Source organism: Georgenia sp. Marseille-Q6866 (genome assembly GCF_965111665.1).
In genome coordinates this window covers 17,516-41,234 of record NZ_CBCOOR010000010.1, presented here as the reverse complement: position 1 = coordinate 41,234, position 23,719 = coordinate 17,516, and the positions used below count along the sequence as shown (strand labels likewise).

Genomic DNA, 23,719 nt, shown 5'->3' with positions numbered 1-23,719 from the left:
AGCACGAAGGAAAAAATACTCCTCGCACCCAGCTGCATCCGGATCGGGGGGTGGTGACGAATACCTGGTGTCAGCACCACTACCGACACTGGAGGACACCATGAGCACCACCCGTCGCGCAGGGATCGGCGCCACCGCCGGCCTCGCCCTGCTCGCTCTCGCCGCTCCGGCCTCGGCCGCCACCGACGACGCCGCGCTGCTGTCCGTGCTGCACGGGGTCCCGGACCTCACTGTCGACGTCTGGGTCAACGGGGAGCGCACCCTGGACGACTTCGAGCCCGCCAGCCTCGCCGGCCCGCTCGAGCTGCCCGCCGGCACCTACTCCGTGGCGATCACCGCCGCGGACGCCGAGGACGACAGCGAGCCCGTGCTCGGGCCGCTCGACCTGCCGCTCGAGGCCGGGGGCAACTACACCGCCGTCGCCCACCTCGACGCGGACGGCGCACCCACCGCCTCCTTCTTCACCAACGACATCTCCGAGACGGCCGCCGGTGAGGGCCGCCTCACGGTCCGTCACACCGCCGCCGCCCCCGAGGTCGACGTCCTCGCCGGCGGGGAGGCCGTCATCAGCGGTCTCGCCAACGGCGCGGAGGAGAGCCTGGACCTGCCCGCCGGCACCGTCCCGGCAGCCGTCGCGGCCGCTGGCACCACCGAGCCGGTCATCGGCCCGGTCGATGTCCCCGTCGAGGAGGGCTCCAGCACCATCGTCTACGCCTGGGGCAGCCTCGAGGACGACACCCTCGACGTCGCCACCCAGACGATCACCGGTCTCCACTCCGCACCCGAGGGCGTGCCCACCGGCCTCGTCCCCGTGGACGAGCCCACCGTGCCCGCTGCCGCGCTCGCCGCGGGCCTGGGCGCGCTGCTCCTCGCCGCCGCCGTCGGCGCCCGTCGTCTCGCCCGGACCCGGGCCTGACATGAACCGTCTCCTCGCAGCCGCAGCGGCGACCTGCTGCTCGTCCTCGCCGGGTGCGGCGTGGACGGCGGGGAGCCCGAGCAGCCCGGGCCGGTGGTGGGAGCCCCTACCGGCCCGGGCGCGGGACACCGGCCGGGACGCCCACCCCCGGCGCCCCGGCCGGCTCCCCGGCCCCCAGCCCCGCCGCCGTCCCGGACGTGCCCGTCCGCTCGGCGGCGGGGCTCCCGAGGTCCAGACCCAGAGCCCGCCCGTCCGGGTGGTCGTCCCGGCGCTGGACGCCGACCTCCCGGTCGACGCCGTCGGCGTCGCCCCCGACGGGCAGATGGAGGTCCCCGAGGACGCCGCCCGCGCCGGCTGGTACCGCTTCGGCCCCTCCGCGGGCGCCGAGGAGGGGGCCACCGTCATCGCCGCCCACTCCGGCTCGTTCATCACCGCCTACGGCCCGCTGCGGGACCTCGTCGAGCTCGAGCCCGGCGACCGCATCGAGGTCACCCGCGAGGACGGGCAGGTGCTCGAGTACGCCGTCGAGTCCGCCCGCCTCATCCCCAAGACGACGATCGACCTGTCCGAGCACTTCCGCCGCGACGGCGAGCACCGCCTCGTCCTCATCACCTGCGACGGCGTGTGGCAGGACGACGTCCAGAGCTACACCGACAACACGGTCGTCACCGCTACATTGGTCCCCTGACAGGGACGCGTACGGCTGAGGTGGCGATGACGGAACCCGAGGTGCTGGGCGCGCGCTTCCGCGACGGCACCGCCGACGCCGTCCGGCTCGTCTACGAGGAGTACTCCTCGATGGTCTACAGCATCGCTCTCCGCACCCTGCGGAACACCGCCGACGCCGAGGACGTCACCCAGCAGGTCTTCGTCAGCGCCTGGCGCTCCCGCGACCGCTTCGACCCGCAGCGGGCCCCGATCGGTGCCTGGCTCTCGGGCATCACCCGCAACGCCGTCGCCGACGCGCTGCGCCGCCGGGCCCGCGACCGGTCCGACCTCGCCGAGGCGGAGGACGCACCCGGCCCGGACCGCACCGACGAGATCGTCGACCAGGTGGTCGTGGCCCAGGCCCTCGTCGAGCTCGGGCCCCCGCAGCAGGACGTGCTCGAGCTCGCCTTCTTCGAGCGGCTCACGCACACCGAGATCGCCGAGAGAATGGACCTGCCGCTCGGCACCGTGAAGTCGCACATCAACCGCGGCCTGCGCCGCCTGCGCACGAGGATGGAGGGAAGCCATGCGTCACGTTGAGGACGACACCCTCACCCTCGTCGCGCTCGGCGAGGTCGAGCCCGACGCCGCCACGGCCGAGCACCTCGCCACGTGCGAGCAGTGCCGCGAGGAGCTCGCCGCGCTCACCGCCGTCGTCTCCGCCGGACGCGCCGCCGAGCCGCTCGTCGCCCCCGCCCCGCACGTGTGGGACCGCATCGCGCAGGAGATCGCGAGCACGACGGCGGACCCCGCGCCGCCGTCGGCCGCCACCGCCCCGGCCGCCGCCGCCACCACCCCGGCCCGACGTGGACCGGGCGGCTCCACCCGCCCGCCGGGCGGCGCGAGCGCCCGCGCGGACGCCTGGCCCGCGCGGCGTGGCTCGCCGCCGGTGTCGCTGCCGGCATCGCCGGCACGCTCGTCGTGACGAACCTGCCCGGGACGCAGGAGGAGGAGCCCGCGCCCGTGGCGCAGGCCCAGCTCGACCCGCTGCCCGGGTGGCAGGAGACCGGGTCGGCGCGCCTCGAGGAGGCCGATGGCCGCCTGCTCCTGCGGGTCGAGGTGAGCGGCGAGGAGAGCGACGGCTTCCGCGAGGTCTGGCTGCTCGACGAGGACGTCCAGCAGCTCGTCAGCGTCGGCCTGCTCGCCGGCAACGAGGGCGTCTTCGACCTGCCCGAGGGGCTGGACCTCGACGAGCTCGTCCTCGTCGACGTCTCCCGTGAGCCCTTCGACGGCGACCCCGCCCACAGCGGCGACAGCATCGTGCGGGGCCGCCTGACGACCTGAGCGGGTGGCGTGATGAAATCCACATCGCCTGTTCACCCGCCGTTCACCCGGCGCCTGCCGGGCGGACACCTGCCCTTCCTACCGTCAGTGACGGCCACCGGGTCTCCCGGGCCCTCCGACTGACAGGATGGAATGAACGTGAAGCTTGCAGGTAGCCGCCGCCTGGCGGGAATCGCCGCCATGAGCGCCGTGGCGCTCACCCTCGCGGCCTGCGGTAACGGTGACACCTCCGACGCCTCCACCCCCGGCTCCTCCTCCACGGACGCCGGCGCGGGTGAGCTCTCCGGCTCGATCGCCGGTTCCGGGGCGAGCTCGCAGGAGTCCGCCGTCCAGGGCTGGATCGCCGGTTTCATGGACCAGAACCCCGACGTCAACGTCACCTACGACCCCACGGGCTCCGGCACCGGCCGTGAGCAGTTCCTCAACGGCACCGTGCTCTTCGCGGGCTCGGACGCCGCCATGGACGAGGAGGAGCTCGCCGCGGGCGTCGACCGCTGCTACGGCGGCGAGGTCATCGAGATGCCGCTGTACATCAGCCCCATCGCGATCGTCTACAACCTCCCCGGCGTCGACGCCGAGCACCTCAACCTCGACCCGGAGACCATCGCCGGGATCTTCATGGGTGAGGTCACCAGCTGGGACGACCCGGCCATCGTCGCGGCGAACCCGGACGTCGAGCTGCCCGACCTCGGCATCATCCCGGTCAACCGCTCCGACGACTCCGGCACCACGGAGAACTTCACCGAGTACCTCGACGCCGTCGCCCCCGACGTGTGGACGCACGGCCCGGTGGAGACCTGGCCGATCGCCGGCACCCAGTCCGGCGCCCAGACCTCCGGCATGATCGACACCGTCCAGGCCGCCGAGGGCGCCATCGGCTACGCCGACGCCTCGCGCGCCGAGGACCTCGGCACCGTCGCGGTGGGTGTGGGCGACGAGTACGTGCCCTTCTCCCCGGAGGCCGCGGCCGCCGTCATCGACGCCTCCCCGGCGGCCGAGGGCGCGACCGACCTGCGCCTGACGATCGACCTGGCCCGCGACACGACCGAGTCGGGCACCTACCCGATCGTCCTCGTGTCCTACTCGATCGCCTGCTCGACCTACGAGAACGAGGCGGACGCCGCCAACGTCAAGGCCTACTTCGAGTACGTCGCCAGCCCCGAGGGCCAGGACCGGGCCGCCCAGCCCGACGTCGCCGGCTCCGCGCCGATCTCCGAGGACCTGCGCGAGCGGGTCACCGCCGCCCTCGAGCAGATCACGGTTGCCGGCTGACCGGCTAACCTGACGGGCGGGCCGGTGCACTGACGCCGGCCCGCCCGACGCACGTCCGCACGCCGTCCGATTCTCGGAGGACACGTGGCAACCGCCGCACCGCCCCAGACCCCGCCCGGCAAGCTGGGCAACCGGCTCTTCGCCGGCATCTCCACGGGCGCCGGCCTGGTGATTCTCGTCATCCTCGCCGCCGTCGCGATCTTCCTCTTCGTGCGCGCCTGGCCGGCCCTCGTCGCCTCCCGCGACGAGCTCGCCGAGGTCGGCTTCATGCAGGGACGCAACCTGTGGGAGTACGTCGCACCGCTCCTGTTCGGCACGGTCCTCTCCTCGGTCATCGCCCTGCTCGTCGCGGTCCCGCTGAGCGTGGGGATCGCGCTGTTCATCTCCCACTACGCCCCCCGCCGCCTCGCGCAGGGGCTGGGCTACCTCGTCGACCTGCTCGCCGCGATCCCCTCGGTCATCTTCGGCCTGTGGGGCATCCAGTGGCTCCAGCCGGTCATCGACCCGCTCTTCGCGTGGCTGTCGGAGCACCTGGGCTGGATCCCGCTCTTCGCCGACTACCAGGCACCCGCCCGCAACATCCTCACCGCCGGGCTCGTCCTCGCCGTCATGGTCCTGCCGATCATCACCGCGACGATCCGCGAGGTGTTCCTCCAGACCCCGCGGCTGCACGAGGAGGCCTCCCTCGCCCTGGGGGCCACCCGCTGGGAGATGGTCCGGCAGGCCGTGCTGCCCTTCGGGCGCTCGGGCATCATCTCCGCGGCCATGCTCGGCATGGGCCGCGCGCTGGGGGAGACGATGGCGGTGCTCATGGTGCTGTCGCCCGGCTTCCTCATCAACGTCAACCTGCTGCAGCCCGGCCAGCACCAGTCGATCGCGGCGAACATCGCCAGCCAGTTCCCCGAGGCCTCCGGGACCGGCGTCGACGTCCTCATCGCCACCGGCCTCATCCTCTTCGTCCTCACCTTCGGCGTGAACCTCCTCGCGCGGTGGGTCATCGCGCGCCGCGCCGAGTTCTCGGGAGCCAACTGATGACGACGACGCCCGTCGCCCTGCACCAGACCCGCCGGCTGCCCGCGTGGGTGCCGTGGGCCGTTCTCGCCGTCTCCCTCGCCGTCGCCGCCGCGATCCTCGGGATCGGCGGGACCCCGACGGTCGCCGGGGTCGCCTTTCTCGGCGCGATCATCCACGTCATCGCCGTCGTCGCCGTGTCCTGGCAGGTCGAGGGCCCGCGGTGGGCCAAGGACCGTCTCGCGACGACGCTCGTCACCCTCGCCTTCCTTCTCGCGATGATCCCGCTCGTGTCCCTCGTCTGGACCGTGGTGAACGGCGGCGTCCGCGCCTTCAGCTGGGACTTCCTCACGACGGACATGGTCGGGGTCTTCGGGCAGATGACCGAGGGCGGCGCCTACCACGCGATCATCGGCACCCTCTACGTCACCGGTATCGCCGCGGTCATCTCGATCCCGCTGGGCATCTTCACCGCGATCTACCTCGTCGAGTACGGCGGCGGCCGCCTCAAGCGGGCCATCACGATTCTCGTCGACGTCATGACCGGCATCCCCTCGATCGTCGCGGGCCTGTTCGCCTTCACGGTGTTCCTCGTGCTGTTCGGCCCGGCGTACAAGTCAGCGCTCATCGGTGGCATCGCCCTCGCCGTCCTCATGACGCCCGTCGTCGTGCGCTCGGTGGAGGAGATGCTGCGCCTCGTGCCCAACGAGCTGCGGGAGGCGGCCTACGCCCTCGGCGTGCCGAAGTGGCTGACGATCGTCAAGGTCGTCCTGCGCACCGCGATCGCCGGCATCACGACCGGCGTCATGATCTCCATCGCGCGAGTCATCGGCGAGACCGCCCCGCTGCTCATCACCGTCGGCATCACCAACGCTGTCAACTACGACGCCTTCGACGGGCGCATCGCCACCCTGCCCGTGTACGTGTTCCGCCAGTACGCGCAGGGCGGGGCGAGTGAGTACCGTGCCTGGGCCGGTGCGCTCACCCTCATCCTCATCGTCATGCTGCTCAACCTCGCCGCGCGCCTGGTGAGCAGGTACTTCTCGCCCAAGGGAGCCCGCTGATGCGTGACCCGCACCAGACCCTCCTGCCCGCACGACCCTCAAGGACCCCGCATGTCTAAGCGCATCGACGTCAAGGACCTCAACGTCTTCTACGGGGACTTCCTCGCCGTCCAGGACGTCAACATGGTCATCGAGCCCCGCGCCGTGACCGCGCTCATCGGCCCTTCGGGCTGTGGCAAGTCGACCTTCCTGCGCACCCTCAACCGTATGCACGAGGTCATCCCCGGTGCCCGCGTCGAGGGGCAGGCGCTCATGGACGGCCAGGACCTCTACGGTGACGACGTCGACCCGGTCGAGGTCCGCCGCCAGGTGGGCATGGTCTTCCAGCGGCCCAACCCCTTCCCGACGATGTCCATCGCGGACAACGTCCTCGCGGGCGTCAAGCTCAACAACAAGCGGATGAGCAAGGGCGACCAGGAGGCACTGGTGGAGCGCGCGCTGCGCGGCGCCAACCTGTGGGAGGAGGTCAAGGACCGCCTCGACCGGCCGGGGTCCTCGATCTCCGGCGGTCAGCAGCAGCGGCTGTGCATCGCCCGCGCCATCGCGGTGCAGCCGCAGGTGCTCCTCATGGACGAGCCCTGCTCGGCGCTCGACCCGATCTCCACGCTCGCGATCGAGGACCTCATCTCCGAGCTGAAGTCGGAGTACACGATCGTCATCGTCACCCACAACATGCAGCAGGCGGCCCGGGTCTCGGACACGACCGGCTTCTTCAACATCGCCGGCACCGGCAAGCCCGGCCGCCTCATCGAGATGGACGCGACCGAGCAGATGTTCGCCGCGCCGCGGAACAAGGCCACCGAGGACTACATCTCCGGCCGCTTCGGCTGACCCGTACCGATGACGACGCCCCCGGGAGCCTCAGGCTCCCGGGGGCGTCGTGCGTCGCAGCAGGTCAGATCTTGGAGCCCTTGAGGGACTCGGTCAGCGGCTCGTCGGAGACGACGATGCACAGCGTGGTGCGGTCGTCGGCCTCGTCCCAGCTCTGCTCGGAGGGGTAGAGCATGGTGAAGGGCAGCGCGGACTCCTCGTAGGGCAGGCCGATGAACGGCTCGAACTCCTTGAGGCAGGTCTCCTGGGACTCGGCCTGCACGGCGTCGACGCCGGGGTAGTCGTCGCCGGAGAAGACGTGCTCTGCGAAGATCTCGGCGTCGTGCTCCTCCGTGCACTCGACGGCCTTGACGGTCTCGATCTCCTCGCCCTGGAGGTCGCTCTGGTTGACGCAGTCGCCCACCTCGAGCGCGAGCACGGAGTCGGCCGTGCACCCGGCCGCACCCGCCAGCGCAAGGGCGGCGGCAACGGCAAGGACGGGACGGCGCAAGGACATGATGTTCTACCTCCGGGCAGACAAGCGTGATCGGTGAGCGGGACGCGGCCAGGGTGGGGGACGGCCGCAAGTCCGGGGACACCTTAGCGAAACCTCGGCACGGCCCGACGACGCGCCCGGCAGACGGCGCCCGGGGGAGAGGGCGACGCCGGGCCGCGAAGCGCCAGTCGGCGCGAAGGCCGCTCGTGGCGGCTTGTGTTGGAGCCCGGGGCATTCGCGACCCGACGTCTGTGTCCATCGTAGGACAGCAGGCCCGGCGCGTCCTGTCAGTCGACGGTCGGGCGCACGACGAATCGGTAGCCGACGTTGCGGACCGTCCCGATGAGCTGGTCGTGCTCCGCGCCGAGCTTGGCGCGCAGGCGCCGGACGTGGACGTCGACCGTGCGGGTGCCGCCGTAGTAGTCGTAGCCCCACACCTCGTCGAGGAGCTGCGCACGGGTGAAGACGCGGCCCGGGTGCTGGGCCAGGTGCCGCAGCAGCTCGAACTCCTTGTAGGTGAGGTTGAGCGCCTGCCCCCGCACCCGCGCCGAGTAGGCCGCCGTGTCGATGACGAGCTCGCCCGCCTCCAGGACGTCGCCCGTCGGCTCCGCCGCCGCCACCTGGCTGCCGAGGAGCCGCAGGCGTGCCTCCAGCTCGGCAGGCCCGGCCGTGGCGAGCACGATGTCGCTGCACCCCCACGCCGGGGTGACGGCGGTGAGCCCACCCTCGGTGAGGACGAGCAGCAGGGGCAGCTGCAGCCCGGTGCTGCGCGCGAGCTGGCACACCGACCGGGCCGCCGCGAGCTCCTGACGGCCGTCGACGACGAGGATGTCCGCGTCCGCCGGGTCGACGAGCGAGTCCGCGGACAGGGGCACGGTCGCGACCCGGTGGTCGAGCAGGGTGAGCGAGGGCAGCACGGCGGCTGCGCCCATCGGCTCACGTGTCAGGACGACAAGAGTGGCCATCGCACCTCTTCCTGGTCGGGGACACACTAGTGGGAAGCGGGGGGCCGCCGACGTCACCGTTCGATCTGCCAGACTCGGGGGGTGCCCGACCACCCTGTTCCTCCGCCGCACCCCGCCGTCGCCGGGTGCGAGTCGTGATGGGCAGCTCGACCCGCGGGGTCGTCACCGCGGCCCTCGCCGCCGTGCTCGCGCTCAGCGCGATGTGGCACTGGCCGCTCCTCGTCGTCGTCGCCCTCGCCACCCTTCTCGTGGCCGGCGGCTGGCCCCGGCTCGCCGGCCTGCCGGTGACGACCGGACCGGGCGTCGTCATCGCCGCCACCGGCCTGGCGGCGCTCGCCGTCGTCGCGGTCACCGGCTCGGTCGACGGCGTGGCCGTCGTGCTCGGGCTCGCGGTCGCGGGCAGCTTCGTCCAGGAGATGCTGCGGCGGGACGGCCGGCCGCGCCTCGTGGAGTCCGTCGCCGGCACGGCGACCGGCTGCGTCGTCGCCGGCTCCGCCGCGATGTGGCCGGCACTCGGGGACACCCGCCCGGCCGCCGCCGTCGTCGTCACCGCCGCGGCAGCGCTCGCCGCGGGCGCGGCCTGCACCGCCGTGCCGCTGCGTGGCCGGCTGGTCCCGGGGCTCGCCACCGTCGTCGCCGGCGGTGCCGGCCTCCTCGCCGGTGTGCTGCTGCCCGACGTCGGCCCGCTCGTGGGCGGGGTGACCGGCCTCGTCGCCGGGGTGCTCACCTCCGCCGTCCACCTCGTCCTGGGCCGCTTCCCCGCCTCGAGCCGTCCGCTGCCGGCGCTCGCGGCCGCCGCCCTCCCGCCGATGCTCGCCGGCGCGCCGACCTTCATGCTCGGCAGCGTGCTGCTCGCCTGAGGACGCGGACGGGCCGCACGCCGCCGACCGCGTAGCATCGGGGCATGGCCACCTTCACCCTTCCCGAGGGCCTGGCCCCGGAGGTCTACCCGCTCGCCTGGCTCGTCGGATCCTGGCGCGGCTACGGCGTCATGGCCTACCCGGGAGTCCCTGAGCAGCCCCTCGTCCACGAGATGACCTTCGACCACGACGGCGGTCCCTACCTGCGCTGCACGAGCACGCTGTGGGCGGTGGACGCGGAGCACTCCTCGTCCGTCTCCCAGGAGATGCCCGGTGCCGTCGGGGCCGAGCTGCTCGCCAAGGCCGAGGTGTGGGCCACCGAGACCGCCTACTGGCGCGCCACCCCGGCCGCGCCGGAGGAGCCGGCCGACGGCGAGAAGCCCTCGGGCCAGCGCAGCACCGACATCGAGGTGCTCGTCGCGCAGCCCACCGGGCACGTCGTCGTCTACATCGGCAGCGTGCGCCCGGCGCGCATCGACATCGTCAGCGACGCCGTCGTCCGCACGGCCAGCGCCCAGGACGTCAGCGCGAGCAGCCGCATGTACGGGCTGGTCCAGGGCGACCTGCTGTGGGTCGAGGAGCTCGCCGCCTTCGGGCACGAGCTGCAGTCCTACGCCTCCGGGCGGCTCAGCAGGCAGGAGCAGTCATGACCAGCCCCCTGCTCTCGCGGCCCGGTGCCGTCGCCGGCGGCGGCCCGGACGCCGGCGTCGCGCTCCACTACGGCCAGCCCGCCCAGGAGCAGCGCGCCCTCGAGCGCGGGCTGGGCGTCGTCGACCTCTCCCAGCTCGGTGTCGTCACCGTCTCCGGCCCCGACCGCCTCAGCTGGCTCAACACGCTGAGCACCCAGCTCCTCCTCCACCTCGCCCCCGGGCAGTCCGGTGAGCTCCTCCTCCTCGACCCCAACGGCCGCATCGAGCACGCCGCCGCCGTGGCCGACGACGGCGAGCGCGCCTGGCTCGTCACCGAGGGTGACCACGTGGCGCCCCTCGTCGCGTTCCTCGAGCGGATGCGCTTCGTGCTGCGCGTGGAGGTCACCGACGTCACCGAGCACACCGCCGTCGTCGGCACCTGCGGCGACGGGTGGCAGGCCGTGGCGGCGGCGCCGGGGCACGTGCTCGCCTGGCACGACCCGTGGCCCACGACGGCGCCCGGCGGGACGAGCTACGGGCCGGCCGACGACGAGCACCCGGGCCGGCACCTGCGCCGCTCCCTCGGGCTCGTCGACCGCGCCCGCCTGGCCGACGTCGTCGAGGCGTCCGGCCTGCGCCTGGCCGGCACGTGGGCCTGGGAGGCGCTGCGCGTGGAGGCCTGGCGGCCGCGGCTCGGCCGCGAGGTCGACGAGCGCGCCATCCCGCACGAGCTGGACTGGCTGCGCACCGGCGTCCACCTCGACAAGGGGTGCTACCGCGGCCAGGAGACCGTCGCACGCGTCTTCAACCTCGGCCGGCCCCCGCGCCGCCTCGTCATGCTCCACCTCGACGGCTCCGAGCACCTGACGCCGGAGCCCGGCGCCCGGGTGATGCACGGGGACAAGGACGTCGGCGTCATGACGAGCGTCGTGCGGCACGCCGAGCTCGGGCCCGTCGCCCTCGCCCTCGTCAAGCGCTCCCTGCCGGCCGACGCCGAGCTCGTCGTCGACGGCATCGCCGCCGCCCAGGAGGTCATCGTCCCGGTGAGCGGCGAGGCTGTCGGGCGCCCGAGCGAGCGTCCGGGCCAGGAGCTGCGCCGGCGGCCGCGCGCCTGACACCATGACCGACGCCGGTGGACGCGAGGACCGCCTCGACCTGCGCCGCCTGCTCGTCCTCGTCCGGCAGCGGCTGCGGGGCGGGCGGCGCCGGGTGCGGGCCGCGGCCTTCCCCGTGGTCGTCGCCGCGGTCGCCTCCGGGCTCTCGTGGGCGGTGGCGTACTACGGCCTCGGGCACGCCCAGCCCTTCTTCGCGCCCGTCGCCACCTGGGTGTGCCTGGGGTTCAGCGCGGACCGCGAGGTGCGCAAGGTCGCCGAGCTCGCCCTGGGGGTGGCGCTGGGCGTCGCGCTCGGGGAGCTGGTGGCCTACGTCTTCAACACGGGCGTGCTCCAGATCATGCTCGTCATCACCCTCGGCGCGCTGTTCGCCCGGTTCGTCGACCGGGGCCCGATGCTCACGATCCAGGCCGGTGTCCAGGGGATCGTCATCGTCGCGCTGCCTGTCGCCGCCATCGACGGCCCGACCGGCCGGTGGACCGACGCGCTCGTCGGTGGCTCCTTCGCCCTGCTCGTCGCGATCCTCACCCCGCAGGACGCCCGCCGCCGGGCGCGGCAGCTCGCGGCCGCGAGCCTCGCCGACCTCTCGCAGATGCTCAGCACCCTCGGCAAGGGGCTGCGGGACGGGGACCCCGAACGGATGCGCGACGCCCTGGCGCTGGGGCGCACCACCCAGGGCACCCTGGACGACTGGGCCTCGGTCGTGCGCAACGCCCTGCAGTCGGCGCGGATCTCCCCGGCGGCACGCCGCTACCTGCCCGAGCTCACCCGCCTCGAGCGCGCCAGCACCCTCGCCGACCGTGCCATGCGCAACGCCCGCGTCATCGCGCGCCGCGGCCTCACCGCCGTCGAGCAGGGCGCCCGGGACGAGCGCGTGAGCGAGGCCTTCGAGGGGCTCGCCGTCGGCGCCTCCCGCCTGGGTGACGCCCTCGGCAGCGGCGCGAGCACGGCGGACGCCGCCCAGGTGCTCACCCTCGTCACCGGTGAGCTCGACCCCGAGGACGTCGAGGACCCGGGCTGGCACCTGCAGACCCTCGTCATCCTCATGCGCTCGCTCACCAGCGACCTGCTCCAGGCCTCCGGCCTCAGCGCCGCGGAGGCCAGCCACCTCCTCGCCCGGTAGGGCTGCGTGCGGGGCTGAGTCTCGTAGACTCACGCGGTGGGAATCATCGGCAGCATGCAGTTCTTCCTGTTCCTCGCCCTCGCGCTCGCGGCCTTCGCCGTCGAGGTGTGGGCGCTGCTGCACTGCCTGCGCCAGCCGGCCCGGGCCTTCAGCTACGCCGGCAAGCGGACGAAGAACTTCTGGCTCATCGTGCTCGTCGTCAACGTCGCGCTCGGCTTCGTCGCCCTGCCGCCCTTCGGGCCGCTGTCGGGCAGCTTCCTGTCGATCATCCTCGTCATCCCGGCGGCCATCTACCTCACCGACGTCAAGCCCGCCGTCAGCGGTTACGGCCGCGGCCGCCGCGGCGGTGGCGGCTGGTGAGGACGGTCCTCCAGCGGGTCGACGGCGCGTCGGTCCACGTCGACGGCGAGCAGGTCGGCGGCTTCACCGGGCCGGGGCTCGTCGCGCTCGTCGGCGTCACCCACGACGACGGCCCCGACCAGGTCGAGCGCACCGCCCGCAAGATCGCCGAGCTGCGGATCCTGCGCGAGGAGCGCTCCGTCCTCGACGACGGCGCGCCCGTCCTCGTCATCTCCCAGTTCACCCTGCACGCCGACGTCCGCAAGGGCCGGCGCCCCTCGTGGAACGCTGCCGCCCCGGCGGACGTCGCCGAGCCGGTGGTCGACGCCGTCGTCGCCGCCCTGCGGGAGCGGGGGGTCGATGTGGAGACCGGCCGATTCGGTGCCGACATGCGCGTCTCCCTCGTCAACGACGGCCCCGTCACCATCGTCCTCGACGTCTGACCCCCGCGCCTGACGCGCCGACAGCCGGATTCCTACGGAGGAATCCGGCTGTCGGCGCGTCTAGGGCTGCGCCGTCAGGGGTGCTCGAGCGCCGCGGTGAACGCGGCCAGCACGTCGTCGCCGAGGAGCACGAACCGCACGAGCTCCACGTCACCGGACCAGCCGCGGACGGCGTCGACCGCCACGCGTGCGACCTCCGCGGCGTCCCAGCCGTAGACGCCCGTGCTCACGGCGGGGAAGGCCACCCTCCGGGCGCCGACGGCGTCGGCGACGTCGAGGGCGCTGGTGAAGCAGGACGCGAGCAGGGCAGGGTCGGTCTCCCCGCGGTGCCGGTTGGGCCCCACGGTGTGGATGACCCACGGGACGGGCAGGTCGTAGCCGGCGGTCGGGACCGCCTGGCCCACCGGCAGGCCGTCGGGCAGCTCGGCGCGCCGCAGCTCCATGCACTCCTCGAGCAGCCGCGGCCCGGCCGCGCGGTGGATCGCGCCGTCGACCCCACCCCCGCCCATGAGCGAGGAGTTGGCGGCGTTGACGACGGCGTCGACGTCCTGGGTGGTGATGTCGCCCTGTACGGCCTCGATACGCATGGGAGCCATGGTGCCGTAGCGGGGCCCGCGGGCGCGGGTGTCTGTGGAGGAGGACGATGGAGTCACGCCCCTGGCGAACACGGGCAGGTTCGCGCGAGGCCCGCCGTTAGCATCGATGAACGCTGCCCGGCTGGGATCACCCGGCCACGCCGCCTCGAAGGAGCCCTGATGTTCGAGAGATTTACCGACCGAGCCCGTCGGGTGATCGTCCTTGCCCAGGAAGAGGCACGGATGCTCAACCACAACTACATCGGGACCGAGCACATCCTGCTCGGCCTCATCCACGAGGGCGAGGGTGTCGCCGCCAAGGCGCTGGAGTCGCTCGACATCTCCCTCGAGGGCGTGCGGCAGCAGGTCACCGAGATCATCGGTGAGGGCCAGCAGGCCCCCGGTGGTCACATCCCCTTCACGCCGCGCGCGAAGAAGGTCCTCGAGCTCTCGCTGCGCGAGGCGCTCCAGCTGGGCCACAACTACATCGGCACCGAGCACATCCTCCTCGGCCTCATCCGCGAGGGCGAGGGCGTGGCGGCGCAGGTGCTCAACAAGCTCGGCGCCGACCTCAACCGCGTGCGCCAGCAGGTCATCCAGCTGCTGTCCGGCTACCAGGGCAAGGAGGCCGTCGCGGCCGGCGGCCCCGCCGAGGGCCAGCCCTCCGGCTCCGCCGTCCTCGACCAGTTCGGCCGCAACCTCACCCAGGCCGCCCGCGAGGGCAAGCTCGACCCGGTCATCGGCCGCGAGCAGCCCATCGAGCGCGTCATGCAGGTGCTCTCGCGCCGCACGAAGAACAACCCCGTCCTCATCGGTGAGCCCGGCGTCGGCAAGACCGCCGTCGTCGAGGGCCTGGCCCAGGCGATCGTGCGCGGCGACGTGCCCGAGACGCTGCGCGACAAGCAGCTCTACACCCTCGACCTCGGCTCGCTCGTCGCCGGCTCCCGCTACCGCGGTGACTTCGAGGAGCGCCTGAAGAAGGTCCTCAAGGAGATCCGCACCCGCGGTGACATCGTCCTGTTCATCGACGAGATCCACACCCTCGTCGGTGCGGGCGCCGCCGAGGGCGCGATCGACGCCGCGAGCATCCTCAAGCCGATGCTCGCCCGCGGTGAGCTCCAGACGATCGGCGCCACGACGCTGGACGAGTACCGCAAGCACATCGAGAAGGACGCCGCCCTCGAGCGCCGCTTCCAGCCGATCCTCGTGGACGAGCCCTCCGTGGCACACACCATCGAGATCCTCAAGGGCCTGCGCGACCGGTACGAGGCGCACCACCGCGTCTCGATCAACGACGAGGCGCTCATCGCCGCCGCGACGCTGGCCGACCGGTACGTGTCCGACCGTTTCCTCCCGGACAAGGCGATCGACCTCATCGACGAGGCGGGCGCGCGACTGCGCATCCGCCGGATGACCGCCCCGCCGGAGCTCCGCGAGCTCGACGAGCAGATCTCCGAGGTCCGCCGCGAGAAGGAGTCGGCGATCGACGACCAGGACTTCGAGAAGGCCGCCTCGCTGCGCGACGACGAGAAGCAGCTCTCCGCGCGCCGCGTCGACCGTGAGAAGGCCTGGAAGTCCGGCGATCTCGACACGGTCGCCGAGGTGGACGAGGACCTCATCGCCGAGGTGCTAGCGATGTCGACCGGCATCCCGGTCTTCAAGCTCACCGAGGCCGAGTCCTCCAAGCTCCTCCACATGGAGGACGAGCTTCACAAGCGGATCATCGGCCAGGAGGCCGCGATCACCGCGCTGTCCCAGGCGATCCGGCGTACCCGCGCCGGGCTTAAGGACCCCAAGCGCCCCGGTGGCTCCTTCATCTTCGCCGGCCCCACCGGCGTCGGGAAGACCGAGCTGGCCAAGGCCCTCGCGGAGTTCCTCTTCGGCGACGAGGACGCCCTCATCCAGCTCGACATGAGCGAGTTCTCCGAGAAGCACACCGTCTCGCGGCTCTTCGGCTCGCCCCCCGGCTACGTGGGTTACGAGGAGGGTGGCCAGCTCACCGAGAAGGTGCGCCGCCGTCCGTTCTCCGTCGTCCTGTTCGACGAGGTGGAGAAGGCCCACGCGGACATCTTCAACTCGCTCCTGCAGATCCTCGAGGACGGTCGCCTCACCGACGCCCAGGGCCGGGTGGTGAACTTCAAGAACACCATCATCATCATGACGACGAACCTCGGGACCAGGGACATCGCCAAGGGCGTGCAGACCGGGTTCCAGGCGAGCGGCGAGCTGTCCAACGACTACGAGCGGATGAAGACGAAGGTCAACGAGGAGCTCAAGCAGCACTTCCGGCCCGAGTTCCTCAACCGCGTGGACGACACCATCGTCTTCCCGCAGCTCACCCAGGACCAGATCGTCCAGATCGTCGACCTCATGATCGCCCAGCTCGACGAGCGCATGCGCAACCAGGGCATGGCGATCCGGCTGACCGACGCGGCCAAGCTGCTGCTCGCCGAGCGGGGCTACGACCCCGTCCTCGGTGCCCGGCCGCTGCGCCGCGCGATCCAGCGCGAGATCGAGGACGTCCTGTCCGAGAAGATCCTGTACGGCCAGATCCACGCCGGCCAGACCATCGAGGTCGACGCCGCCGGCGAGGGCCTGCTCGGGGAGTTCCTCTTCCGCGGCCTGGACGAGGGCGAGATCGCCACGCCCGAGCCCGTCGGCGTCGGCGGCACGACGACCGTCGAGCAGCGCCAGATGCCCACCGCCCCCCAGGGTGGCGGCGCGGGCGGCGGCGGACAGCTGCAGCCCGGAGCCTGACGAACGGCGCCACGAGGCCCGGCAACCTGCGGGTTGCCGGGCCTTCGTGCGTCCCGGTGAGAAGCGCCTCGGCAGATCGGTTCGCGATACCCCTCGCCGAATCGGCCCAGGCCCGCTACAGTGGGAACTGCTCCGGCATCGGTCCGGGGCTTTTTTATCGAGGAGTTTGCATGGCTACTGGCACCGTGAAGTGGTTCAACGGCGAGAAGGGGTTCGGCTTCATTGCTCCCGACGGCGGGGGTGCGGATGTCTTCGTCCACTACTCGGCCATCGCCTCGAGCGGCTACCGTTCGCTCGACGAGGACCAGAAGGTCGAGTTCGACACCACTCAGGGCCCCAAGGGCCCCCAGGCGGAGAATGTCCGCCCCCTCTGATCTGAGGTGACCGCGCACCGTCACTGGTTGCGCACCCCGCTACAGCCCGCCACCGTTCGACGGTGGCGGGCTGTGGTGCGTCCGGGGCCGCCGTCGCCCGCGCCCCGCCCTCCCCGTGCGACCTCCGCGGGCCACACCTAGGGTGAGTGGCAGAGAGGCCACGACCGGTCTCCGCGACGGAAGGAGTTGCCCCATGGGAGCAGACGACAAGATCGCGAACTCGACTGAGAAGACCTCGGGCAAGATCAAGGAGGCTGTCGGCGACGCGACCGACAACAGGGACCTCCAGGCCGAGGGCCACAAGGACCAGACCAAGGGCAGCCTCAAGCAGGCCGCCGAGAACGTCAAGGACGCCTTCAAGTAGACCGGCTCCTGACGCCCCGCGGGACTCACGTCCCGCGGGGCGTTCGTCTGTCCACCCTGCGCCCGTGCAAGATCGGGGTCGCGGGGGACACAGGCAGGGTGGTGGCATCTGACGAGAGGGGCGCTGTGCGCGACGACGCGTGGTTCGAGGAGCTCTACCGTGACCACGCGACCGCCGTGTACCGCTACCTCCGGCGGCGCGCGCCGGCCGCGGACGCCGAGGACCTCACCGCCGACGTCCTCGCCACCGCCTGGCGACGCCGCGACGACGTCCCCGCGGACGCCGCGCTGCCCTGGCTCTACCGCACGGCCGGCTTCGTCCTCGCCAACCACCGCCGCAAGCTCCTCCCCGTCCCCGTGGACGCGCTCCCCGACTCGCGCGACGACGACGGCGACCCCGCGCTGGCGGCCGTCGCCGACGACGACGTCCGCGTCGCGCTGGGCGCGCTGAGCGAGCGGGACCGGCAGATCCTCGTCCTCCACGCCTGGGAGGGGCTGGGCGGCAACGAGCTCGCGCAGGTGCTGGGCATCTCCCGCGGCGGCGCCGACGCCGCGCTGTCCCGGGCCCGGGCGCGCCTGGCCGCGGCCTGGCCCGACTGACGGCCCCGCCCGCTCAGGCCAGGCGGGCCAGCGCGAGGGCGACGAGCTCGACCATGTCCGGCTGCGGGTCGGGCAGCTCGCCTACCGGCCACCACGCGACGTCGAGGGACTCGGCGGACACGGCGTGCGCGGCACCTGCGGGCGCCGTGGCGACGAAGCGGACGTCGAGGTGGGTGGCCCCGCCCCGCGGGTCGCAAAACGGGACGGGGTGGGCGCTGAGCTGGACCGGGACGGGGTCGAGGACGAGGTCGTCGATGCCGGACTCCTCGCGGGCCTCTCGCAGCGCGGCGGCGGCGAGCGTCGGGTCGCCCGGCTCGACGTGGCCGCCGAGCTGGAACCACCGCTGCGCCTTGCGGTGCAGGGTGAGCAGCACGCTGCGGCGGTCGGCGGAGACGACGACGGTGCTCGCCGTCAGGTGGTCGGGGTAGCACTCGCGCAGCACGCCGAGCGGCTCGGCCCGCAGGTGGGCGACGTAGCGCTCGCGCAGCTGCTCCTGTCGCTGTGTGGGCGCCCGCCACGGCTCGAGCAGGGCGAGGGCGGAGGAGTGCAGGGTCGTCGGCATGGGGACCAGCCTGCCACCGCCAGCGACGCAAGAACCGGGGGGCTCGCCACACAGGTGGGGTAGGAGCACCGAGCCCCACAACCGGAGGTCACCATGGACGAGGACGAGGCAGTCGCCCGGGTACGCGGCGCCGACCCCGCTGCCGGCGCCGAGCCGGACGGCGAGCGGCTGGCCGCGCTCACCGACGAGCGCCGCGCGGACGAGCTCGCGGCGCGGCGCGCCCGCCGGGGCCCGCGGTGGGCGGCGGTGGCCGCCGTCGCTGCCGGTGCGCTCGTCGTCGGCGGGGGAGCCGGCTTCGGGATCGGCCGGGCGACGGACGACCCGGTGTCCGATGTGGCGGCGGTGGCGCCGGCCGAGCGGAGCGCCGCGGCAGACGCGCCGGAGAGCATGTCCTCCTCCGGCGCGCCGTCCGCCGACATGACCCTCGCCGACGGCTACGGCGGGGAGCGCACGACGTTCACCGCCGACGGGCTGAGCACCGCGGGAGGTACCGCGACGGCATGGGCCTTCGACGGTCCCGCCGCCTTCTCCGAGGAGACCGTCACCCGCGTGGCCGAGGTGTTCGGCGTCCAGGGCGAACCGCGGCTGGAGGGCGGGTGGAACGTCGGCCCGGTCGACGGCAGCGGCCCGACTCTCAACATCGGCCCGGACGCCGCGGTCACGGTCTACTTCAGCGACCCCGCCCTCTATGAGGGCCTCGAGGACGTCGCACCCGCCGAGCCGATGGACGACGGCGCCGCCGAGGGTGGGGACGTCGCCTCGAGCGGGGACGGGGACGTCGGGACGTCCGTCGTCGAGCCGTCCGTCGTCGAGCCGCTCCCCGCGGATGATGCGCCTGCCGGCGGGGAGCCGAGCGCCGTCGCGCCGGAGGGGACCGCGCCCGACGGGGCGGCCGGTGCCGCGTACGAGACGCTCGCCGCGCTCGGGCTCGACCCCGAGGCGGCGGAGTACGCCGAGCAGGACGCCTGGCAGGGGCAACCGGCGACGAGCGTCGTCGCCCACCAGGTCGTCGACGGGCTGCGCACCGGCCACAGCTGGTACGCCGACGTCGTCGACGGTGAGGTCCTGTCCTTCTCCGGCCCGCTCGCCCCCGTCGTCGAGCTCGGCGAGTACGACGTCGTCAGCCCGGCGGAGGCGGTCGAGCGGCTCGCCGACCCCCGCTTCGGGGCCAGCCCGGTGTGGTCGGAGGACGTCGCGATCATGCCCGTCGAGGAGCCCGAGGGACGCAGCTGGGACGACCCGCCCGCCCCGCCGCCGGCGGCGGGGGCGCCCGTCCCCTGGGCGGTCACCCAGGTCACCGTCACGACGGCGGAGCCGAGCCTGGTCGAGCACTGGACGGACGAGGGCAGCAGCCTGCTGCTGCCGGCCTACGACCTGGGCGACGCCGAAGGACGGACCTGGCGGGTCCTGGCCGTGGCCGACCACGAGCTGGCGTTCTAGGACGCCACGAGAGGCGTCGTCCCGGCCGGTTGGAGGGCCGGCCGGGGCGTGCCGGTCAGTCGGTGCGCTCGTCGACGAGGTCGGCGTACTCCGGGTGCTCGTCGATCCACCCGGCCATGAAGGAGCACTCCGGCACGACCCTCAGCCCCTCGGCGCGGGCGGCCTCGAGGGCCGCGCTCGCCAGCGCGGAGCCGACGCCCTGCCCCTCGGCGGGCGGCTCGACGACCGTGTGCGTGAGGACGAGGACCTCGGCGTCCCGCTCGTAGACGGCGACCCCGAGGAGGTCCCCACCGGCCGTCGCCTCGTACCGGTGCCGGGCGGGGACGTCGTTCACCTGGATGTCGGCCATGCCCCAGCGTCGCAGCCACGTCGCGCGGTCGCATGCGGGGAACCCTCGGTGGATGTGGGTGCGCCTCGCTAGAGTGGGAACACGTCCGCGGTACGGGGAACCGCGGGGACGACCGGAGGCGACGATGCCCAAGTACGTGTACCGCTTCAGCGAAGGCGGCATGGACCAGAAGGACCTGCTCGGCGGCAAGGGGGCCAACCTCGCCGAGATGAGCAGGCTCGGCCTGCCGGTGCCGCCGGGCTTCACCATCACCACCGAGGCCTGCCGCGCCTACATGCGCGATGGCCACGTCCCGCCGGACCTGCGCGTGGAGGTGACCCTTGCGCTGCGCCAGATCGAGGACACCCTCGGGCGCAGCCTCGGCGACTTCCACGAGCCGCTCCTCGTCTCGGTGCGCTCCGGCGCGAAGTTCTCCATGCCCGGGATGATGGAGACCGTCCTCAACGTCGGCCTCAACGACGCCTCGGTGCAGGGCCTCACCGCCGTCACCGGTGACGAGCGCTTCGCGTGGGACTCCTACCGCCGGCTGCTGCAGATGTTCGGCAAGACGGTCCTCGACATCGACGGCGAGCTCTTCTCCGGCGCGCTGGACGCCCTCAAGGCCGAGCGCGGAGTCCGGGACGACACCGAGCTCGCCGCGGAGGACCTGCGCGGGCTCGTGGCGACGTACAAGGACATCGTCCGCGAGCAGTCCGGGGCCGACTTCCCACAGCACCCGCGCCAGCAGCTCGACATGGCCGTCGAGGCGGTGCTGCGGTCGTGGAACACCGACCGCGCCGTCCTCTACCGCCGCCAGGAAGGCATCCCCAACGACCTCGGCACGGCGGTCAACGTCCAGGCCATGGTCTTCGGCAACCTCGGGCCCACCTCGGGCACCGGCGTGTGCTTCACCCGTGACCCCTCGACCGGCCACTCCGGCGTCTACGGCGACTACCTGACCAACGCGCAGGGAGAGGACGTCGTCGCGGGCATCCGCAACACCGTCCCCCTCGCCGAGCTCGAGGCCCTCGACCCCACCTCCTACGCCGAGCTGCGCCAGGCGATGCGTCGCCTGGAGACCCACTACCGCGACCTGTGCGACATCGAGTTCACCATCGAGGACGGCAGGCTGTGGCTGCTGCAGACCCGCGTGGGCAAGCGCACCGCCGCGGCGGCGTTCCGCGTGGCCACCCAGCTCGTGGACGAGGACCTCATCACGATGGACGAGGCCATCTCGCGGGTCACCGGCGCCCAGCTCGGCAAGCTGCTCTTCCCGCAGTTCGACACCGAGGCGGACACCGAGCTCCTCACCACCGGGATGGCCGCCTCCCCTGGCGCCGCGGTGGGGGAGATCGTCTTCGACAACGCCCAGGCCGTGGAGCGCAGCGAGGCCGGGGCACCCGTCATCCTCGTGCGGCGGGAGACCAACCCCGACGACCTCCAGGGCATGATGGTCGCCGCCGGGATCCTCACCGCCCGCGGCGGCAAGACCTCCCACGCGGCCGTCGTCGCGCGGGGGATGGGTACCTGCGCCGTCGTCGGTGCCGACGAGCTCGACGTCGACGCCGCCCGCCGGGAGCTGCGCGTGAACGGGCGCACGCTCCAGGCGGGGGACACCATCGCCATCGACGGCACCTCCGGCCAGGTCTTCCTCGGCGAGGTGCCCGTCGTCGACTCACCCGTGATGACCTACATCGCCGACGGCCTGGACGCCGGGCGGGCGGCCGCTCCGGACGACGAGACCCGTGAGCTCGTCGAGGCGGTCGACCGCGTCCTCACCCACGCCGACGGCGCCCGAACCCTGCGGGTGCGCGCCAACGCCGACACCGCCGAGGACGCCCGCAACGCCCGCGAGCGCGGCGCGGAAGGCATCGGGCTGTGCCGCACCGAGCACATGTTCCTCGGCGAGCGGCGCGAGCTGGTGGAACGGCTGATCCTCGCCGCCGACGACGCCGAGCGGGAGGAGGCGCTCGCCGCCCTGCTCGAGCCGCAGCGCGAGGACTTCGTCGAGATCCTCCGCGCGATGGACGGCCTGCCGACGACCATCCGGCTCATCGACCCGCCGCTCCACGAGTTCCTCCCCGACCTCACCGAGCTCTCCGTCGAGGTGGCGCTCGCGGCCGAGCGCGGGCAGGTGGACGAGCGCCGCGAGCGCCTCCTCACGGCCGTGCGCCGCATGCACGAGTCCAACCCGATGCTCGGGCTGCGCGGGGTGCGCCTGGGCCTCGTCGTGCCGGGTCTCTTCGCCCTCCAGGTCCGCGCGATCGCCCAGGCCACGGCACGGTTGCGCGGGGAGGGGGCCGACCCGCGCCCGGAGATCATGGTCCCGCTCGTCGGCTCGGTGCGGGAGCTGCAGCTCGTGCGCCAGGAGGCCGAGCGGGTCCTCGCGGAGGAGGGGCAGGCCGCGGACATGCTCCTCGACCTGCCCATCGGCTGCATGATCGAGCTCCCGCGCGCGGCGCTCACGGCCCACCGCATCGCCGAGCAGGCCGACTTCTTCTCCTTCGGCACCAACGACCTCACCCAGACGACGTGGGGCTTCTCCCGCGACGACGTCGAGGCGGCGTTCTTCTCCCGCTACCTCGCCAACGGCGTGCTGCGCATCTCCCCCTTCGAGACGATCGACGGCGAGGGCGTGGGGCCGCTCGTCCGTGCGGGCGTCGCGGGCGGGCGGGCGACCAAGCCGCACATGCACATCGGGGTGTGCGGCGAGCACGGCGGGGACCCCGAGTCCATCCACTTCTTCCACGAGGCCGGCCTCGACTACGTCTCCTGCTCGCCCTACCGGGTGCCGGTCGCCCGGCTCGAGGCGGGGCGGGCGGCGGTCATGGCGGCGCAGGACGCGACGGCCTAGCCCGGACGACGCGAGAGACGACGACGTGAGAGGGGATGGTCGACATGCGACTCGTGCTGAGCACACCGGACCGAGGCACCGGGGGAGGACGCCGATGACCGCCGACGGTCTCCTCGAGGCGGACCACGAGTGGGTCCGTAGCGGCTCGGACTACTTCGCCCGGCGGCTCGCGGAGCTCGCCGAGGAGGACGTCGCCGGGGACAGCCTGCTCCCCGGCTGGACCCGCGGGGCGGTCGCCGCCCACGTCGTGTCCAACGCGGCGGCGCTGCGCCGGCTGTGCCACTGGGCGCGGACCGGGGAGGAGACGCCGATGTACGCGTCGGAGGAGGCCCGCGACGCGGAGATCGCACGCGGTGCCGCGCTGCCGCTCGGCGAGCTGCGTCAGCTGTGGACCGAGAGCCGCGACGCGCTGGACGGCGACTGGCGCGACCTGCCGGCCGAGGCGTGGGAGGCCGAGGTCCGCACCCGGCACGGGCGGCGCCTGCGTGCCCGGGAGACCGTGTGGATGCGCGCCCGGGAGGTGTGGATCCACGGCGTCGACCTCGCCGCCGGCGGCTCCTACCGCGGCTTCCCGCCCGCCGTCGTCGACAGGCTCACCGCCGACGTGCTCGAGGGCTGGCGGGCGCAGGGCGAGGCGGTCGACCTCGTGCTCCACCCGACCGACCGCGACCGGGCGACGACGGTCGGGTCGTCCGGCCCCACCGTCTCCGGGAGCGCGGCCGACCTCGCCCAGTGGCTCACCGGGCGGGGCGGCGGCGGACTCGAGTCCTCGACGGGTGAGCTGCCCGCCGTGCCGCGCTGGCTGTGACGGCCACACCGAGCGGCCCGGTGGCC

General features: G+C 73.2%; 27 protein-coding genes. 22 read left to right on the top strand and 5 right to left on the bottom strand.

All coding sequences use genetic code 11. The annotated features are described in order from the left end of the window. Positions 1-100 precede the first annotated feature (100 nt). The 9 genes from ACWPXV_RS09975 to pstB all read left to right on the top strand — a co-directional run bounded on the left by ACWPXV_RS09975 (position 101) and on the right by pstB (position 7,086). A complete protein-coding gene (locus ACWPXV_RS09975) occupies positions 101-916 on the top strand; it encodes a DUF4397 domain-containing protein (protein ID WP_454085094.1) in 816 nt (271 codons plus the stop codon). Position 917: 1 nt separating this feature from the next. Continuing rightward, positions 918-1,604 carry a class F sortase gene (locus tag ACWPXV_RS09970; protein WP_454085093.1) on the top strand — a complete coding sequence of 229 codons (687 nt, stop codon included), beginning with the start codon at positions 918-920 and terminating at the stop codon, positions 1,602-1,604. A gap of 26 nt (positions 1,605-1,630) precedes the next feature. Further along, complete coding sequence (locus ACWPXV_RS09965; RefSeq protein WP_454085092.1) at positions 1,631-2,164, top strand: RNA polymerase sigma factor; 534 nt, start codon at positions 1,631-1,633, stop codon at positions 2,162-2,164. After that, the gene (locus ACWPXV_RS09960; RefSeq protein ID WP_454085091.1) at positions 2,151-2,549 is read left to right on the top strand and encodes a hypothetical protein; all 399 of its coding nucleotides are present in this window, start codon (positions 2,151-2,153) and stop codon (positions 2,547-2,549) included. The genes ACWPXV_RS09965 and ACWPXV_RS09960 overlap by 14 nt, the downstream gene beginning before the upstream one ends. Beyond that, positions 2,546-2,908, top strand: a complete 363-nt coding sequence (locus tag ACWPXV_RS09955; protein ID WP_454085090.1) for an anti-sigma factor domain-containing protein — start codon at positions 2,546-2,548, stop codon at positions 2,906-2,908. The genes ACWPXV_RS09960 and ACWPXV_RS09955 overlap by 4 nt, the downstream gene beginning before the upstream one ends. Positions 2,909-3,040: 132 nt before the next feature. Next, on the top strand, positions 3,041-4,180 hold the full coding sequence (pstS, locus tag ACWPXV_RS09950) for a phosphate ABC transporter substrate-binding protein PstS (RefSeq protein WP_454085089.1): 1,140 nt from the start codon (positions 3,041-3,043) through the stop codon (positions 4,178-4,180). A gap of 84 nt (positions 4,181-4,264) precedes the next feature. Next, positions 4,265-5,212, top strand: coding sequence for a phosphate ABC transporter permease subunit PstC (gene pstC / locus ACWPXV_RS09945; RefSeq protein ID WP_454085088.1), 948 nt, complete (start codon positions 4,265-4,267; stop codon positions 5,210-5,212). Then, complete coding sequence (gene pstA / locus ACWPXV_RS09940; RefSeq protein ID WP_454085087.1) at positions 5,212-6,255, top strand: phosphate ABC transporter permease PstA; 1,044 nt, start codon at positions 5,212-5,214, stop codon at positions 6,253-6,255. Before pstC ends, pstA begins: the two co-directional genes overlap by 1 nt. 51 nt (positions 6,256-6,306) lie before the next feature. Further along, positions 6,307-7,086: a phosphate ABC transporter ATP-binding protein PstB gene (gene pstB, locus ACWPXV_RS09935; protein WP_454085086.1), complete on the top strand. Its 780-nt coding sequence runs from the start codon at positions 6,307-6,309 to the stop codon at positions 7,084-7,086. A gap of 64 nt (positions 7,087-7,150) precedes the next feature. Here the strand turns inward: pstB and ACWPXV_RS09930 are convergent, their stop codons facing one another. Beyond that, positions 7,151-7,582, bottom strand: a complete 432-nt coding sequence (locus ACWPXV_RS09930; protein WP_454085085.1) for a septum formation family protein — start codon at positions 7,580-7,582, stop codon at positions 7,151-7,153. Between the two features lie 266 nt (positions 7,583-7,848). Then, the gene (locus ACWPXV_RS09925; protein ID WP_454085084.1) at positions 7,849-8,526 is read right to left on the bottom strand and encodes a winged helix-turn-helix domain-containing protein; all 678 of its coding nucleotides are present in this window, start codon (positions 8,524-8,526) and stop codon (positions 7,849-7,851) included. Positions 8,527-8,663: 137 nt separating this feature from the next. Here ACWPXV_RS09925 and ACWPXV_RS09920 point away from each other — a divergent pair, with 137 nt between their 5' ends. The 6 genes from ACWPXV_RS09920 to dtd are packed head-to-tail and all read left to right on the top strand — an operon-like array spanning position 8,664 to position 13,032. Beyond that, positions 8,664-9,386: a hypothetical protein gene (locus ACWPXV_RS09920; RefSeq protein WP_454085083.1), complete on the top strand. Its 723-nt coding sequence runs from the start codon at positions 8,664-8,666 to the stop codon at positions 9,384-9,386. A 44-nt stretch (positions 9,387-9,430) separates the two neighbouring features. After that, entirely contained in the window at positions 9,431-10,036 is a 606-nt protein-coding gene (locus ACWPXV_RS09915) for an FABP family protein (RefSeq protein ID WP_454085082.1), read from the top strand. After that, positions 10,033-11,130 carry a CAF17-like 4Fe-4S cluster assembly/insertion protein YgfZ gene (ygfZ, locus tag ACWPXV_RS09910; RefSeq protein ID WP_454085081.1) on the top strand — a complete coding sequence of 366 codons (1,098 nt, stop codon included), beginning with the start codon at positions 10,033-10,035 and terminating at the stop codon, positions 11,128-11,130. Before ACWPXV_RS09915 ends, ygfZ begins: the two co-directional genes overlap by 4 nt. A gap of 4 nt (positions 11,131-11,134) precedes the next feature. Continuing rightward, on the top strand, positions 11,135-12,250 hold the full coding sequence (locus ACWPXV_RS09905) for an FUSC family protein (protein ID WP_454085080.1): 1,116 nt from the start codon (positions 11,135-11,137) through the stop codon (positions 12,248-12,250). Between the two features lie 36 nt (positions 12,251-12,286). Next, the gene (locus tag ACWPXV_RS09900) at positions 12,287-12,610 is read left to right on the top strand and encodes a DUF2516 family protein (protein ID WP_454085079.1); all 324 of its coding nucleotides are present in this window, start codon (positions 12,287-12,289) and stop codon (positions 12,608-12,610) included. Beyond that, positions 12,607-13,032: a D-aminoacyl-tRNA deacylase gene (gene dtd / locus ACWPXV_RS09895; protein ID WP_454085078.1), complete on the top strand. Its 426-nt coding sequence runs from the start codon at positions 12,607-12,609 to the stop codon at positions 13,030-13,032. Before ACWPXV_RS09900 ends, dtd begins: the two co-directional genes overlap by 4 nt. Positions 13,033-13,106: 74 nt before the next feature. Here dtd and ACWPXV_RS09890 read toward each other — a convergent pair whose 3' ends face one another. Next, the gene (locus tag ACWPXV_RS09890) at positions 13,107-13,619 is read right to left on the bottom strand and encodes an O-acetyl-ADP-ribose deacetylase (protein WP_454085077.1); all 513 of its coding nucleotides are present in this window, start codon (positions 13,617-13,619) and stop codon (positions 13,107-13,109) included. Between the two features lie 168 nt (positions 13,620-13,787). On the opposite strand from ACWPXV_RS09890, the gene ACWPXV_RS09885 reads away from it, so the two are divergent. The 4 genes from ACWPXV_RS09885 to ACWPXV_RS09870 all read left to right on the top strand — a co-directional run bounded on the left by ACWPXV_RS09885 (position 13,788) and on the right by ACWPXV_RS09870 (position 17,701). Further along, entirely contained in the window at positions 13,788-16,364 is a 2,577-nt protein-coding gene (locus tag ACWPXV_RS09885; RefSeq protein ID WP_454085076.1) for an ATP-dependent Clp protease ATP-binding subunit, read from the top strand. Positions 16,365-16,534: 170 nt separating this feature from the next. Beyond that, positions 16,535-16,738 carry a cold-shock protein gene (locus tag ACWPXV_RS09880; protein WP_251303518.1) on the top strand — a complete coding sequence of 68 codons (204 nt, stop codon included), beginning with the start codon at positions 16,535-16,537 and terminating at the stop codon, positions 16,736-16,738. A 193-nt stretch (positions 16,739-16,931) separates the two neighbouring features. Then, on the top strand, positions 16,932-17,102 hold the full coding sequence (locus ACWPXV_RS09875; protein ID WP_454085075.1) for a CsbD family protein: 171 nt from the start codon (positions 16,932-16,934) through the stop codon (positions 17,100-17,102). A gap of 125 nt (positions 17,103-17,227) precedes the next feature. Beyond that, on the top strand, positions 17,228-17,701 hold the full coding sequence (locus ACWPXV_RS09870) for an RNA polymerase sigma factor (protein ID WP_454085074.1): 474 nt from the start codon (positions 17,228-17,230) through the stop codon (positions 17,699-17,701). 13 nt (positions 17,702-17,714) lie between these two features. Here the strand turns inward: ACWPXV_RS09870 and ACWPXV_RS09865 are convergent, their stop codons facing one another. Next, positions 17,715-18,263, bottom strand: coding sequence for an NUDIX domain-containing protein (locus ACWPXV_RS09865; RefSeq protein WP_454085073.1), 549 nt, complete (start codon positions 18,261-18,263; stop codon positions 17,715-17,717). A 93-nt stretch (positions 18,264-18,356) separates the two neighbouring features. Between ACWPXV_RS09865 and ACWPXV_RS09860 the strand changes: the two genes are divergently transcribed. Further along, positions 18,357-19,703, top strand: a complete 1,347-nt coding sequence (locus ACWPXV_RS09860; RefSeq protein ID WP_454085072.1) for a hypothetical protein — start codon at positions 18,357-18,359, stop codon at positions 19,701-19,703. A 55-nt stretch (positions 19,704-19,758) separates the two neighbouring features. Here the strand turns inward: ACWPXV_RS09860 and ACWPXV_RS09855 are convergent, their stop codons facing one another. Next, complete coding sequence (locus tag ACWPXV_RS09855; protein ID WP_454085071.1) at positions 19,759-20,052, bottom strand: GNAT family N-acetyltransferase; 294 nt, start codon at positions 20,050-20,052, stop codon at positions 19,759-19,761. Positions 20,053-20,176: 124 nt separating this feature from the next. Between ACWPXV_RS09855 and ppdK the strand changes: the two genes are divergently transcribed. Further along, positions 20,177-22,885 (top strand): pyruvate, phosphate dikinase, encoded by a 2,709-nt coding sequence (gene ppdK / locus ACWPXV_RS09850; protein ID WP_454085070.1) that lies wholly within the window; start codon positions 20,177-20,179, stop codon positions 22,883-22,885. Positions 22,886-22,979: 94 nt separating this feature from the next. Further along, positions 22,980-23,693: a maleylpyruvate isomerase family mycothiol-dependent enzyme gene (locus ACWPXV_RS09845; protein ID WP_454085069.1), complete on the top strand. Its 714-nt coding sequence runs from the start codon at positions 22,980-22,982 to the stop codon at positions 23,691-23,693. The last annotated feature ends 26 nt before the right edge of the window (positions 23,694-23,719 follow it).

Bases quoted from the DNA above. Each gene is read 5' to 3' on its own strand.
- ACWPXV_RS09905 (WP_454085080.1), top strand. From the start codon at position 11,135: ATGACCGACGCCGGTGGACGCGAGGACCGCCTCGACCTGCGCCGCCTG.
- ACWPXV_RS09970 (WP_454085093.1), top strand. From the start codon at position 918: ATGAACCGTCTCCTCGCAGCCGCAGCGGCGACCTGCTGCTCGTCCTCG.
- ACWPXV_RS09975 (WP_454085094.1), top strand. From the start codon at position 101: ATGAGCACCACCCGTCGCGCAGGGATCGGCGCCACCGCCGGCCTCGCC.
- ACWPXV_RS09960 (WP_454085091.1), top strand. From the start codon at position 2,151: ATGCGTCACGTTGAGGACGACACCCTCACCCTCGTCGCGCTCGGCGAG.
- ACWPXV_RS09855 (WP_454085071.1), bottom strand. From the start codon at position 20,052: ATGGCCGACATCCAGGTGAACGACGTCCCCGCCCGGCACCGGTACGAG.
- ACWPXV_RS09965 (WP_454085092.1), top strand. From the start codon at position 1,631: ATGACGGAACCCGAGGTGCTGGGCGCGCGCTTCCGCGACGGCACCGCC.
- ACWPXV_RS09890 (WP_454085077.1), bottom strand. From the start codon at position 13,619: ATGCGTATCGAGGCCGTACAGGGCGACATCACCACCCAGGACGTCGAC.
- ACWPXV_RS09925 (WP_454085084.1), bottom strand. From the start codon at position 8,526: ATGGCCACTCTTGTCGTCCTGACACGTGAGCCGATGGGCGCAGCCGCC.
- ACWPXV_RS09875 (WP_454085075.1), top strand. From the start codon at position 16,932: ATGGGAGCAGACGACAAGATCGCGAACTCGACTGAGAAGACCTCGGGC.
- ACWPXV_RS09885 (WP_454085076.1), top strand. From the start codon at position 13,788: ATGTTCGAGAGATTTACCGACCGAGCCCGTCGGGTGATCGTCCTTGCC.
- pstB (WP_454085086.1), top strand. From the start codon at position 6,307: ATGTCTAAGCGCATCGACGTCAAGGACCTCAACGTCTTCTACGGGGAC.
- ACWPXV_RS09865 (WP_454085073.1), bottom strand. From the start codon at position 18,263: ATGCCGACGACCCTGCACTCCTCCGCCCTCGCCCTGCTCGAGCCGTGG.
- ACWPXV_RS09860 (WP_454085072.1), top strand. From the start codon at position 18,357: ATGGACGAGGACGAGGCAGTCGCCCGGGTACGCGGCGCCGACCCCGCT.
- ygfZ (WP_454085081.1), top strand. From the start codon at position 10,033: ATGACCAGCCCCCTGCTCTCGCGGCCCGGTGCCGTCGCCGGCGGCGGC.
- pstS (WP_454085089.1), top strand. From the start codon at position 3,041: ATGAACGTGAAGCTTGCAGGTAGCCGCCGCCTGGCGGGAATCGCCGCC.
- ACWPXV_RS09845 (WP_454085069.1), top strand. From the start codon at position 22,980: ATGACCGCCGACGGTCTCCTCGAGGCGGACCACGAGTGGGTCCGTAGC.
- ACWPXV_RS09880 (WP_251303518.1), top strand. From the start codon at position 16,535: ATGGCTACTGGCACCGTGAAGTGGTTCAACGGCGAGAAGGGGTTCGGC.
- ACWPXV_RS09930 (WP_454085085.1), bottom strand. From the start codon at position 7,582: ATGTCCTTGCGCCGTCCCGTCCTTGCCGTTGCCGCCGCCCTTGCGCTG.
- ppdK (WP_454085070.1), top strand. From the start codon at position 20,177: ATGCCCAAGTACGTGTACCGCTTCAGCGAAGGCGGCATGGACCAGAAG.
- ACWPXV_RS09920 (WP_454085083.1), top strand. From the start codon at position 8,664: ATGGGCAGCTCGACCCGCGGGGTCGTCACCGCGGCCCTCGCCGCCGTG.
- ACWPXV_RS09915 (WP_454085082.1), top strand. From the start codon at position 9,431: ATGGCCACCTTCACCCTTCCCGAGGGCCTGGCCCCGGAGGTCTACCCG.
- pstA (WP_454085087.1), top strand. From the start codon at position 5,212: ATGACGACGACGCCCGTCGCCCTGCACCAGACCCGCCGGCTGCCCGCG.